The following is a 12,241-nucleotide window of genomic DNA, read 5'->3' as shown; positions in this document are numbered from 1 at the left end:
CGGCAGGCTGCCCGCCCGGCGAGGTCGGAACGGGCGCGCGTGCTCCCGGCCGGGTCACGCGGGAGCGGGCGAGGTGACGGGGGCCAGCAGGCCGGCGACGCTGCGGCGGAGGCGGGCGGGGACGTCCTGCTCGGCGTTGGCCGTGAGCGCGAGGTGGTGGAACGACCCGACCACGGCGAGGGCGAGCGCGGCGGGATCCGCGGTCGGGGCGATCCGGCCGAGCCGTTGCTCGGCGGTGAGGTAGCGGGCGGTGGCGGTTTCGAGGGCGTCGAGGCCGCTGTTGCCGGGGCCGAGCACGGCGTGGACCCGTTCCACCAGTCCCGGCCTGGCGACGAGGAGGGTGAGGGCGGCCCGCAGGCTGGTCAGCGGTGTGGCGGTGACCGCGTCGCACAGGTTGCCGGCGACCTCGCCGGTGCCAGCCCGGTCGGCGAGGGCCGAGGTGCCGGCGGAGATCAGGAAGGCGCGATCGGTCGCGTAGGCGGCGAGGAAGTCGTCGAGGTCGGCGAAGTGGGCGTAGAGCAGGCCGCTGGCGACTCCGGCCTCGGTGGTGACGGCTCGTCCGCTGAGCCGGCCAGGCCCGTCCCGGCCGATGACGCGTTCGACGGCCGCGAACAGTTCCTGGCGGATCTCCGGGATGGCGACACCTCTGGGCACGGGCCCCAGTCTAGGTGGGGGTACCCGCACCCAGCCCGAGATGAGCACGCGTTCATACTTGAGTTTGAACACGTGCTCATACAAGGAGGGAGCAGGCATGGCACCCGACTTCACCACGCCCGGGACGACGCGGCGTCGAGCGGTCGTCGTCGGCGCGGGCATCGCGGGACTGGCCGCCGCGACCAGGCTCGGCCACAGCGGTTGGGACGTCCTCGTGGTGGAACGCTCCCCCACCCGGCGGAGCAGCGGCTACCTGGTGAACCTGACCGGCCCCGGCTACGACGCCGCCGAACGCCTGGGCATCCTGCCCGCCCTCGGGGCACGCGACCTCGGATTCCTCACCTCAGTGCTCATCAGAGCCGACGGACGCCACAAGTTCACCGTTCCGGCCGCGCTCGCCCAGGCGGCCCTCGGCGGCCGGGCGGTCACCGTGTTCCGGGGTGACCTGGAATCAGCGCTCCACGACGTGGCCGAGGGCGCCGCCGAGTTCCGCTTCGGTACCACCGTCCGCGCCGTCCACCAGGACACCAACCAGGTCCAGGCCACCCTGAGCGACGGTGACATCGTCGACGCCGACCTGCTCATCGGCGCCGACGGCCTGCACTCGGGGGTCCGTGAGCTCGTGTTCGGCCCCGAGGCCGACTTCCGGGTGGACCTGCGGCACGTCGTGGGCGCGCTCCCCCTGGAGCGGGTCTCGCCGGAGGTCCCGGAGCGGACCAGCGCGACCTTCATCGGCCCCGGCCGCACCGCCGCCGTCACCAACCTGGGGCCGGGCCGGTCCTCGGCCTTCCTCACCTACCGCTGCGCCGATGTCGAGGGCGAACTGGGGCGCGGGGCGACGGGTTCACTGACCTCGGCGTTCGGTGACCTGGGCGGCCCGGTACCCGAGGTCCTCCGACAACTCGCCGCCTCCCCGGACCTCGCCTACTTCGACTCGGTCAGCCAGATCGTGGCGGACCGCTGGAGCCGGGGGCGGGTCGTGCTGCTCGGCGACGCGGCCTGGTGCGTCACGCTGTTCGCCGGCCAGGGCGCGGGCCTGGCGCTGTCCGGCGCCGACCGGCTCGCCGCCGCCCTCGCCGACCACGGTGCTGACCTGCCGGCCGCGCTGAGCGACTGGGAGTCGTCACTGCGCGCTGAGGTCCGGAAGCGGCAGGCACTGGCGCGGAAGGGGACGAGCCAGTACGCCCCGCCCACGAAGGCGCACGTGTGGGCACGGGACCTCGCGATGCGGGCCATCCAGCTCCCGGGTATCCGGGGCATGGTCCAGCGAGCCGTCCGGCGGGCGAACCAGCAGCCGTCCGGTGTGGAGCGCCGCGCGCCGCGGTGAGCTGGCCGGGGCCAGCCCGGCGTGGCGCGGACGTGGGGACCGTCGAGGACGAGGGGGCCGTGCCAGTGCCAACCTCGTCCTCGGCGTGGCGCACGACGTGTCGGAGGACCGAGCCCGTACGGAGCGCTGTCGACCGCGGCAACCCCGCTGATCCCCGCCACCACCGTGACGGAGGCGCCTCGGGAGGCGGTCCGCTGAAGGCGACCTCCCACCGCGCAGGACCTCGACGCCGGGACCGCGAACGTCCGGGACCGGCGCCGGGACCGCGAACGTTCGGGACCGGCGGCGGGGTCGCCGGTCCAGCACCCGGATCGGCGACGAGCACGTGCGCCACGTCCTCCACGACCCGGGTTCGTCCGGTCCAGCCACCAGGGCGACGGCGGGCGGGTACCGAGGGCCGCCGTACGGCTGCTCGCCGGACTCCTGGCCACTCCCGCCGACACGGCGATCCAGCCGGTGGTCGACCTCATCGCCGGATCCACCCGAGGAGCCGTTCAACCAGTACGGTCGACGCGGCCGCTGCCCGTCGAGGTGGCGGCCACGGACCTGGCCACCGCTCCACGAGCGGGACACCACCTCCTCGCACTCCACCTGCGGAGGCGAGGAGCACGCGGACGCGACCCGTGCACGCCGGCCGCCCACCCCCTGGGCCGCCCGAACACACGCGGGAGCGGCGGGAGACCGGGGCGGTATCCCCGCCGCCCGCTCAGCGGAGCTGGCGGAAGAACGCCCGGACGTCGGCCACCAACGCGCCAGGGTCCTCCTGGGACAGGAAGTGCCCGCCCCGCTCCAACTCGGTCCACCGCACCACGTTGTGGTCACGCTCGGCCCACGGCCGGACGGTGACGTCGAGGGCGGAGAGCAGGACCGCCGTCGGAGTCGTGCCCCGCTCGGGAGCCCAGCTCGTCTCGCCCGTTCCCCCGGCCCCACCCGCCTCACCGGCTCCGGGCTGGTCATCCCCGCCCCACGAACCGGAGGCAGCGGCCTCCCCTGACGCGTCCCACTCGCCTCCCCCCTCGGCGTCGCTCCAGGAGTTCGCCGACATCTCCTCGTAGTAGATCTGGGCAGCCGAGCCCGCCGTTCCGGTGAACCAGTACAGGGCGACGGTGGTGAGCATCCAGTCCCGGTCGAGGCTCTCCTCGGGCAGGCCGTCCTCGGGCTCGGACAGCTCCTTGAACTTCTCCACGATCCACGCGAGCTGGCCGACCGGGGAGTCGTGCAGCCCGTAGGCGACGGTCCGCGGCCGCTTCGCGTTGCACTGGAGGTAGCCGTCGTTGTAGTCCCGCATCCCGTCCCAGCTGCGCTGTTCCTTCTCGGTGAGGTTGTCCATCTCCCCCGGCGCGCCGATCGGGAAGGAGAGCATGGCGTTGACGTGGACGCCCACCACGTGGTCGGTCGCCTGCCTGGCCACCTCGGGAGCGATCCAGCTCCCGGTGTCGTAACCCTGCACGCCGTACCGCTCGTAGCCGAGTTCGGCCATCAGCCGGGCGAGGATCCCCGCCATCCTGGCCGCGTTCATGCCCGGCCCGGCCAGCGGCACCGAGAAGCCGAACCCGGGCAGGGACGGGATCACCAGGTGGAAGGCGTCGGCCGGGTCACCTCCGTGCGCGCGGGGATCGGTGAGGGGCGCGATGACCTCGAGGAAGTCTGCGAAGGTTCCCGGCCAGCCGTGCAGCAGGAGCAGCGGCGTGGCACCCGGCTCGGTGGACCGGACGTGCAGGAAGTGCACGTTCTGCCCGTCGATGCGCGTCGTGAACTGGGGATGCCGGTTGAGCTCGGCCTCCCGAGCGCGCCAGTCGTGGTGCTCCCGCCAGTACTCGGTGAGTTCCCGCAGGTAGGACGTGGGCACTCCCCGGCTCCAGCCCACCCCCGGGACCTCGTCCGGCCAGCGGGTGTTGGCGAGCCGGTCGTGGAGGTCGTCGAGCTGGGTCTGGGGAACGTCGATGCGGAAGGGCCGGATGCCGTTGGCGGTGCCTGTCATGCGGGAGACGCTAGGAACCGGTTGGGACAGGTCGCGTCCTAAGCGGCGGCCAGGCTCTGATGGTGTGGTGGAAACGTCGGCCAGGCTGCTGAGGCTGCTGTCCCTGCTCCAGGTCCAGCGGGAGTGGACCGCCGCTGCTCTCGCGGACCGACTGGACGTGAGCACCCGCACGGTCCGCCGGGACGTGGTGCGGCTGCGCTCGCTCGGATACCCGGTGGGCGCCACCCAGGGCAGCGCGGGGTACCGCCTCGGCGCGGGAGCGGCGTTGCCCCCGTTGCTGCTGGACGACGACGAGGCCGTCGCGGTGGTGGTGGGCCTGCGCACCGCCACCGCCGGCTCGGTCGCCGGCGTCGAGGAGACCTCGCTGCGCGCCCTGTCCAAGCTGGAACAGGTGCTGCCCTCCCGGCTGCGGTACCGGGTGAACACCCTGCACACCGCGACCGTCCGCACGGGAACCGCTCCCGGGCCGGTAGTGGACCCCGACGTCCTGATGGCGGTCGCCGAGGCGTGCCGGCGACGGGAGGGCCTGCGGTTCGACTACGCCAGCCCTCACGGCGGCGAGGGCCCGCGAGCGGCCGAGCCCCACAGCCTGGTCAGTTTCGGCCGGCACTGGTACCTGGTCGCCTTCGACACCGACCGGGACGCCTGGCGCACCTTCCGGGTCGACCGGCTGCGGCCCCGCGTCCCGAACGGCCCCCGTTTCACTCCCCGGGAGTTGCCGGGCGGCGAGGACCCCGCCAGCTACGTCGCACACCAGCTGTCCGCACGGGCCTGGCCCTACCAGGCGACGGTGACCCTGCACGAGCCGGCCGAGACGGTCTCGGACCGGATCTGGCCGGGCATGGGCGTCCTCGAGGCCGTCGACCACACCAGCTGCCTGCTGCGGGTGGGTTCCGACAGCCCCCGCGACCTGGCGTGGATGATCACCTCGGTGGACGCCGACTTCACCCTCGTCGACGGGCCCGACGAGCTGGTCGCCTCGCTGCGCGCCATCGGGAGGCGGTGCCTGCGGTCCCTTGACCACGTCGACCAGCCCGGGCCCGCCTGACGGCAGCCGAACCTGTGCGCACCGTCGGGCGGTGCGCGTCGCGCGGGCGAGGACCACACCCCACTCCGGCTGCGGCGTGACAACCACAGAGGGACACCCCCACGAGGTCAGCACGGCGGCGTCCCCACCGGTCCGCGCCTCGGGGTGGGCAACCCCGGTGAGCCGGCGCGCAGCCGCCCGGGCGCACCCGGTGGCCGACCGTCCCCACCGTCCACGCCCGGCACCTCAGCCGGCGCGCTCCGGCTCCGGGGAACCCTCGGCGCCGGCGAGGGGCGGGGCCTGGTCGATGAACCTGTCCAGGGCGTCGCGCATCCTGCGCCGTTCGGCGATCTCACGGGCGAGGCGGTCCCGTTCGACGACCAGCCGGGAGGTCAGGGACGTGGTCTGGGTCGCCGGGTCGGCCAGGCATGGCAGCACATCGGCGATGGCGTGCGTGCCCAAGCCCGCCTCGAGCAGTCGCCGCACCAACAGGACACGCTCGACGACGTGGCCGGCGTAGTGGCGTTGACCGCTGGGACCTCGTTCGGCGGCGATGAGCCCACGTTCCTCGTAGTACCGCAGGGACCGCACGCTGGCCCCGGTGCGCCGCGACAGTTCACCGATTCGCACTTGCCCTCACATCAGTGTCAGCTCCTACCGTGACCAGCATGACCGACACCACGACCACACCGGTCCGGCAGCTGCGCCTCGTCGTCGAGGCCGAGGACTTCGAAGCGGCGCTCACCTTCTACCGGGACGTACTCGGCCTCCCGCAGCGGGCGGCCTTCGAAGGCGACGGGGACGCCAGGGTCGCGATCCTCGACGCCGGCGCGGCCACGCTGGAACTCGCCAACCCCGCGCAGGTGCGGATGATCGACGGCATCGAGGCGGAGGGGACGCGCAGCGCTCGCCTGCGTGTCGCCTTCGAGGTCGACGACGCGGAGGCACGCACCGGCGAGCTGGTCGCCGGTGGCGCCGAACTCGTCGCCTCCCCCCGACAGACCCCGTGGCGGTCGCTGAACTCCCGCCTCAACGGCCCGGCGGGCCTCCAGCTGACGTTGTTCGAGGAACTGGACAGCCCCGGCGGATGACCCCCGTCGTTCCCGGCGCGGCCGGCGGGGCGAGTCGAGGATCACCTTCCGACGATCGGTCCACTCCCGACACACACACGTCACGGATTCTGGGCCATGCTCGGGGAGAGCAGTCAAGTCCAGACCTGGAGGTGTCATGGGAACCGGAACGCGAGGCAGCGGCGGGCCCCGGTCGGCCGTCATCGTGGGAGCGGGGATGGTGGGCCTGTCGACCGCGTGGTTCCTCCAGGAGCGCGGCGTCGAGGTCACGGTGGTGGACCGCGCCGGCGTGGCGGCGGGAGCCTCGCACGGCAACGCCGGGTGGCTCTCCCCTGGCCTGGCGATCCCCCTGAACGAGCCCAGCGTGCTGCGCTACGGGCTGCGGTCGCTGGCTGACCCGAAGGCACCGCTGCACGTGCCCGTGACGGTCGACCCGGACCTGTGGCGCTTCCTGCTCCGGTTCGCCGCGCACTGCACGTGGGGCTCGTGGCGCCGCGCCGCCCACGCCGGGCTCCCCCTCAACCAGGCCGCCCTGGACGCCTTCGACGAACTGGCGGAGAACGGGGTCAGGGCCGAGACGCACCGTGCCCCGGTGACGGCGCTGTTCCGCGACCGTTCCGACGCGACCCACCTCCTCCAGGAACTGCGCCGGATGCGGGAGGTCGGCCAGCACATCGACTACACGGGCCTGGAGGGACCTGACCTGCGGGAGCGGCTCCCGCAGGCATCCGGCCAGATCACCGCCGCCGTCAGGTTGGACGGACAGCGGTACGTGGACCCGGGGGCCTTCACCCGGTCACTGGCCGACTCGGTGCGCGACCGGGGCGGGGTGGTCCTCGACGGGTTCGAGGTCATCGAGACGCACCGCAGCGCGGACCAGTCCGTCGTCCGCTCCTCCTCGGCCGAGACGATCTCCGCCGACGTCCTGGTCCTCGCGACCGGCGCCTGGTTGGACCGCCTGTCCCGCCAGTGGGGCGTGCGGGTGCCGGTGCGGGCCGGACGCGGCTACTCCTTCACCGTGCCGACCTCGGACCCCGTGACGGGACCGATCTACCTGCCGGAGGCCCGGGTCGCCTGCACTCCCTACCGGGGGTCGCTGCGCGTGGCCGGCACCATGGAGTTCCAGCCCCCGGACGCGGCCCTCGACCAGGCCCGGATCGAGGCGATCGTCGACTCGGCACGCCCGTTGCTCACCGGCGTCGACTGGGATCGGCGCACCGACGAGTGGGTGGGCCCCCGCCCGGTCACCCCGGACGGCCGCGCGCTCGTGGGGGAGGTCGGAGTACCCGGTGTGTACGTGGCGGGCGGGCACGGCATGTGGGGCCTCACCCAGGGCCCGGTGACGGGACGGCTGTTGGCGGAACTCATCACCACCGGCCGGCGACCCGACCCGCTGCGGGAACTCGACCCGCTGCGGTGACGGCCCGCCCACCGTGGAACGGGGGCGGGGACGGGCGCTGGTGAGCGCCCGTCCCCTGGTACCCCGGTGCTGGCCGGTCCTCGCCTCGAGGACCGCGGCGGAGACGTCGATATCGCCCTCAGGACGGCCGGCCCGGCACCGGGGTGGTCACCGCTGTCCGGATCAACCGCCGTTCAGCGTGTTGAGCACGGAGTAGTAGGCCTCCTTCTTGTTCCCCTGCCCGTCGAACAGGAGCGGCGTCTGCGACGCCCGCCACGAGTCGCTGTCACGGATTCCCCAGACCGTGATGCCCGTGCAACGCGGAACGTTGAGGCAGGCCTGGGTCACCCGGCGGTAGTTGTCCGCCTGCTGCCACCCGGAGCCACCCACGTCGAGCTCGGTGATCTGCACCTCCACGCCCAGGGCGGCGAAGCTGGAGATGGTCGTCTGGTAGTTCGCCGGGACGTTCACACCGAAGAAGTGGGACTGGAGACCGACGCAGTCGATGGGCACGCCACGCGACCGGAAGTCCTGCACCATGCGGTACACGGCCTGGGTCTTGGCGTGGCTCCAGTCGTCGATGTTGTAGTCGTTGTAGCAGAGCTTGGCGCCGGGGTCGGCCGCGCGGGCGGCGCGGAAGGCCGCCTCGATCCAGTCGTTACCGGTGCGTTGCAGGTTGGAGTTGCGCCGAGCGCCGGAACCGCCGTCCTCGAAGGCCTCGTTGACCACGTCCCACGAGTGGATCCGTCCACGGAAGTGGGCCGCCACCTGGGTGACGTGGTTGAGCATGGCCTGCCGCAGCCCCGGCCCCTCCATCCCCTGCATCCAGCCGGGCTGCTGCGAGTGCCAGGCCAGGGTGTGGCCACGCACCCGCATGCCCCTGCTGAGGGCGTGGTTGACGATCCGGTCGGCGTTACCGAAGGTGAACTGTCCCTGGTTGGGCTCGGTCGCGTCCATCTTCATCTCGTTCTCGGCCGTCACCATGTTGAACTCGCGGTCGAGGATCGAGACGTAGGCGGGTTCCGAGAGCTTGTGGGCCGCGACGGCCGCACCGAAGTACCGGCCGGTCTGGGACGCGGCGGCCCCGAGGGTGTCCTGAGCGCTCTCCGCCACGACGGGTGGCGCCATCACGGTTCCCAGGGCCACCGCCGCGCTGATCGCCACGACGGCCTGTCGCACTGACCTCGTTGTCAGTCGCATTGTCTGTCCTGTTCTCTGGACGTTGCGGACACGCGCGCACACCCCCGGCGAAGGGCCTCCCGGTGACCGCGCCCGGAAATCACCGAGAATTCCCTCCCGTTGGGAAGCCCGACAGCACGGGAGCGACCAACACTCCCGTTCGGACGGGAAAGGAGAACGCCCACCCCGAGACGCGTGGCGAACCAGGAGAAGGCGGACACCTCGCCCACCACCACATCACGACCGCCGGGCCGAAATGCGCACGAAGATATCATCGACCCGACCACCCGCCAGCACACTGACCCGAACAGTGCAATTTTCGACACGATACCGGCACCATTGTGGCCGAGTTCTCGAACGGATTCGGCCCCATTCTCCGCGTCCGTTTCGACGAGAGCTTCGCGGCGTTCGACACATCCACGGCGCACGAGCGACCACCCGCTCCTCGGCGAACCCCACCGCCTCGCAACCCGGCGCACCTCCGATCGACACGCCGTCGAGCAGCGACACGCGCGCACTCGCCATCCCCTGACCGGGTGAACGGAGGGCCGCTGCGAGCAGAATTGTCCCCCACCCCCGCTAGGAATGGGCCGATTTCCCCGGAGCAGAGGAGCCGCATGGCCGGTAGGTGGATTACCAAGAACGGGAGAAAGATCTTCATCGAGGACAGCCGTGGTTCCCGGAAGGCGGGTCCGGTGGTTGCCGCGGCGGCCACCGTCACGCTGATGGGAGCGGCGTCCGTCGGCACGACTGGCGGGACGCTGTTCGGTGGTGGCCAGGTCGTGACCGGAGCGGGAAACCAGGCCGTCGCGCGAGTCATCCAGACCCGACTGCCCAACGCCAGGAAAGCGGCGAGGAACGGGCAGCGGACGACGGCGTGGAAGGAACTGCGGGTCACCCAACGGCACAAGAAGCGGAGTCGCCGGCACACCAACTGCGCGCGGCACTCGTTCGGCCAGGTGCGGACCTTCTTCCAGACGACACCATGTCAGTCCCTCCGCCGCCAGCTGTTCTCGGTGCGGGACGAGCACGGCAACGACGTCGCGGTGTCGATCGCCTGGGTCCGGATGCGCGACGCGGCGGAGGTCTGGGACCTTCGGCAGGTCTTCGATGAGCACGGTTCCGGTGACTTCCACCCGGCGTGGAGCCCGTTCCCTGAGCTGTCGGCAGTCAGGTTCACCGCCGAGTACTACGGGTCGGAGCCCCACGGCAGGGTGCTGACGATCGCGGAGGCTGAACCGCTGTCCGGAAGCCCGGACCCGGCCCTGCTGCACGCCGTCGCCGACATCGCCGCGCACCTCCCGAGCCCCTGACCAGGGTTCCTGCCGCCCCTGCGTGCGGAGTTCCCGGGTCCCACGCGGGCCCGGCCGCGCGGCGCTCGGCTCGGACGAGCACGCTCGCACGGGGCCGGGCGGAACCGGGTCCTCAACCGCCGCGGTGGTAGTCGGTGGCGATGACGTGGTTCTTGGCGGGGCCGGTGACCCGCCACCGCTGCGCCCATGTGTTCTCGTCCCGGACCAGGTACTCCACCCGGTAGAGGTCGGCCACGCAGAGGTGCTCGGCGTTCCACCGGGGCCCGCGGAGGTCGACGGTGTGGAAGAACCCGCCGTGGTCGAAGGTGACCTCGGCGGTGGCGGCGCCCGTGGTGCGGTACCACAGGGTTCGGTAGGCGGGTCCGACGTGCGTGCCGAACCGCAGTTCGCCCTCCTCCCGGTAGCGGAGGAGGGCGGGGCGCACGTCCGTGAACTCGGCCGACCCGGTGAAGGTGCCGAGTTCGCCTCCCTCGGGCGTGCTGATCACCCGGTCCAGGCGCCACCGCCCGAGCAGGTAGCCCCGGAGATCGGTGTCGGCGGTGGGCGCTGGCGGCGGGCCGCTCTCGGCGTTCATCGCCCAGCATTGTCCTGGAGCCGGAGCGGCGGCACCGCCGGTGGGGCGGTCGGCCCCGGGGCCGGCCAGTGGGCGCGGGGCGACGGGACTACCTGGCGAACGCGCCGAGCACGTCCAGGAGCCCCTCGGCGAGTTCGTCGATCTGGGCGGCCGCGGTCTCGTAGGCGGCCCGCCCCCGCCCGGCGGGGTCGACGAGGTCGGTGTCCGGCAGGGGTTCGCCCTCGGCGAGGCGGGCGCACAACCCGTCGAGGTCCGGTTGCGGGGGCAGCGCGGCGGCCCGTGCCACGAAGTCGGCCCAGACGTGGATCCGGCCGGCGGCGGTGGGAACCTCGGCGCGGAGGGCGTCATGGTGGGCGCGGGTCGCGCCGAGCACCAGGTCCGCCTGTTCGACGAGGTGCGGCGTGACCTGGACGGCCGGTCGCGGCCCCGGGTCGATGCCCCGCCGCTGGAGCATCGCCGTCGTGTCCGGGCTGATCAGCGTCTCGGCGCGTAGCCCGGCCGAGGACACCCGCACCGGAACGGAGCGCCGGGCGGCGACGGCCTCGGTGATGGCGGCCGCCATCGGGGAGCGGCAGGTGTTACCGGTGCAGACGAAGAGGATGCGCACCGGCTCACGCTATCGGCGACGCCGGGCGGGAACTCGGGTGCAGGGAAGCCCGGCTACCGGATCTCCACCGGCTGACGGAGGAACGACGCACGGGACGTCCGGTGAACGGCGCACGCGGAGTGGCCGCGCCTCACGGTTCTCCCGAACCCGGCCGAGGGGACAGGGGCGAATCTCGGTGGCGCTGCCCCGTGCCCCGGGGCCACGATCTCGGTATGACCGCTGACTGGTGGCTGGACGAGATGGCCTTCGCGGGGCCGGAGCACCTGGACCCGGAATTCGTGGCCGGCTACGAACGCAAGGCCGGGTTCCGCCGGGACGACGGTGCTCCCAGCGACGAGGACGGGGAGATCGCGGCGGACCTCGCCGCGCTGCGGGCTGCGGGGATGACCTCGGAGTCCACCGTGGTGGATCTGGGCGCCGGCACCGGGCGTTTCACGCTGGCGGTGGCGCCGCACGTCCGGCGGGTCGTGGCCGTGGACGTCTCCCCCGCGATGCTCGACGTGCTGGCGGCCAGGGTCACCAGCGAGGGCTGGCGGAACGTCGAGTGCGTGCGGGCGGGCTTCCTCAGCTACGAGCACACCGGTGCGCCCGCCGACGTCGTCCACACCCGCAACGCGCTGCACCAGCTGCCGGACTTCTGGAAAGCGCTCGCGTTGCGCCGGATCGCCGGTCTGCTCCGGCCGGGCGGCGTGCTCCGGCTCCGCGACCTGGTCTACGACGCCGACCCGGGGGAGGTGGAGACCGTGTTCTCCCGGTGGTTCCAGCACGCCGTGGACGACTCGGCGCGGGGGTACACCGCGCACGACCTGGCGGAGCACGTCCGCACCGAGTTCAGCACCTTCCGCTGGTTGCTCGAACCGATGGTGGACCGGGCGGGGTTTGAGGTGGTCGACAGCGCTTTCGTCGGCTCCGTGTACGCCGCCTACACCTGCCGCCGGCGCTGAGCCCGACCGGCCCCTGTCCTCAACCGGACACCTGGACGGGGAGCGGCCCCGCCGGCGCCACCCTCCCTGGTGGCGCGCCCCCGAGCCCTCCACCGTTGACGCGACCCACATCACACCGGGTTCGATCGTGCCCCTTCACCGGACCTTCACCAGGGAGGACGCCGCA

At 72.7% G+C, this 12,241-nt stretch carries 12 protein-coding genes; 6 read left to right on the top strand and 6 right to left on the bottom strand.

Translation table 11 applies throughout. The features are described from left to right. Positions 1-54: 54 nt before the first annotated feature. The gene (locus tag G443_RS22980; protein ID WP_026419889.1) at positions 55-654 is read right to left on the bottom strand and encodes a TetR family transcriptional regulator; all 600 of its coding nucleotides are present in this window, start codon (positions 652-654) and stop codon (positions 55-57) included. A 97-nt stretch (positions 655-751) separates the two neighbouring features. Between G443_RS22980 and G443_RS22975 the strand changes: the two genes are divergently transcribed. Beyond that, positions 752-1,981, top strand: coding sequence for an FAD-dependent monooxygenase (locus tag G443_RS22975; RefSeq protein ID WP_026419888.1), 1,230 nt, complete (start codon positions 752-754; stop codon positions 1,979-1,981). Positions 1,982-2,687: 706 nt separating this feature from the next. On the opposite strand, the gene G443_RS22970 is transcribed toward G443_RS22975, so the two are convergent. Next, positions 2,688-3,962, bottom strand: a complete 1,275-nt coding sequence (locus tag G443_RS22970) for an epoxide hydrolase family protein (protein WP_026419887.1) — start codon at positions 3,960-3,962, stop codon at positions 2,688-2,690. A 64-nt stretch (positions 3,963-4,026) separates the two neighbouring features. Here G443_RS22970 and G443_RS22965 point away from each other — a divergent pair, with 64 nt between their 5' ends. Beyond that, complete coding sequence (locus G443_RS22965; RefSeq protein ID WP_026419886.1) at positions 4,027-5,010, top strand: helix-turn-helix transcriptional regulator; 984 nt, start codon at positions 4,027-4,029, stop codon at positions 5,008-5,010. Positions 5,011-5,235: 225 nt separating this feature from the next. Here G443_RS22965 and G443_RS22960 read toward each other — a convergent pair whose 3' ends face one another. Continuing rightward, positions 5,236-5,619: a MerR family transcriptional regulator gene (locus G443_RS22960; RefSeq protein ID WP_026419885.1), complete on the bottom strand. Its 384-nt coding sequence runs from the start codon at positions 5,617-5,619 to the stop codon at positions 5,236-5,238. A gap of 38 nt (positions 5,620-5,657) precedes the next feature. On the opposite strand from G443_RS22960, the gene G443_RS22955 reads away from it, so the two are divergent. Continuing rightward, positions 5,658-6,080, top strand: a complete 423-nt coding sequence (locus G443_RS22955; RefSeq protein ID WP_026419884.1) for a VOC family protein — start codon at positions 5,658-5,660, stop codon at positions 6,078-6,080. A 136-nt stretch (positions 6,081-6,216) separates the two neighbouring features. Beyond that, positions 6,217-7,479 (top strand): NAD(P)/FAD-dependent oxidoreductase, encoded by a 1,263-nt coding sequence (locus G443_RS22950; RefSeq protein ID WP_026419883.1) that lies wholly within the window; start codon positions 6,217-6,219, stop codon positions 7,477-7,479. 162 nt (positions 7,480-7,641) lie between these two features. On the opposite strand, the gene G443_RS22945 is transcribed toward G443_RS22950, so the two are convergent. Further along, entirely contained in the window at positions 7,642-8,658 is a 1,017-nt protein-coding gene (locus tag G443_RS22945; RefSeq protein ID WP_051314205.1) for a glycoside hydrolase family 10 protein, read from the bottom strand. 596 nt (positions 8,659-9,254) lie between these two features. Between G443_RS22945 and G443_RS22940 the strand changes: the two genes are divergently transcribed. Further along, positions 9,255-9,950 (top strand): hypothetical protein, encoded by a 696-nt coding sequence (locus G443_RS22940; RefSeq protein WP_051314204.1) that lies wholly within the window; start codon positions 9,255-9,257, stop codon positions 9,948-9,950. A 112-nt stretch (positions 9,951-10,062) separates the two neighbouring features. On the opposite strand, the gene G443_RS22935 is transcribed toward G443_RS22940, so the two are convergent. Beyond that, positions 10,063-10,524: a DUF6314 family protein gene (locus G443_RS22935; RefSeq protein ID WP_026419882.1), complete on the bottom strand. Its 462-nt coding sequence runs from the start codon at positions 10,522-10,524 to the stop codon at positions 10,063-10,065. Between the two features lie 88 nt (positions 10,525-10,612). Next, a complete protein-coding gene (locus G443_RS22930) occupies positions 10,613-11,131 on the bottom strand; it encodes an arsenate reductase/protein-tyrosine-phosphatase family protein (protein WP_026419881.1) in 519 nt (172 codons plus the stop codon). Positions 11,132-11,343: 212 nt separating this feature from the next. On the opposite strand from G443_RS22930, the gene G443_RS22925 reads away from it, so the two are divergent. Then, complete coding sequence (locus G443_RS22925; RefSeq protein WP_026419880.1) at positions 11,344-12,075, top strand: class I SAM-dependent methyltransferase; 732 nt, start codon at positions 11,344-11,346, stop codon at positions 12,073-12,075. The last annotated feature ends 166 nt before the right edge of the window (positions 12,076-12,241 follow it).

This window comes from Actinoalloteichus caeruleus DSM 43889 (assembly GCF_000429185.2).
In the GTDB taxonomy this organism is placed as follows: domain Bacteria; phylum Actinomycetota; class Actinomycetes; order Mycobacteriales; family Pseudonocardiaceae; genus Actinoalloteichus_B; species Actinoalloteichus_B caeruleus.
Note: the sequence above shows the minus strand (reverse complement) of the source record. Positions and strands in the feature narration are given on the sequence as shown.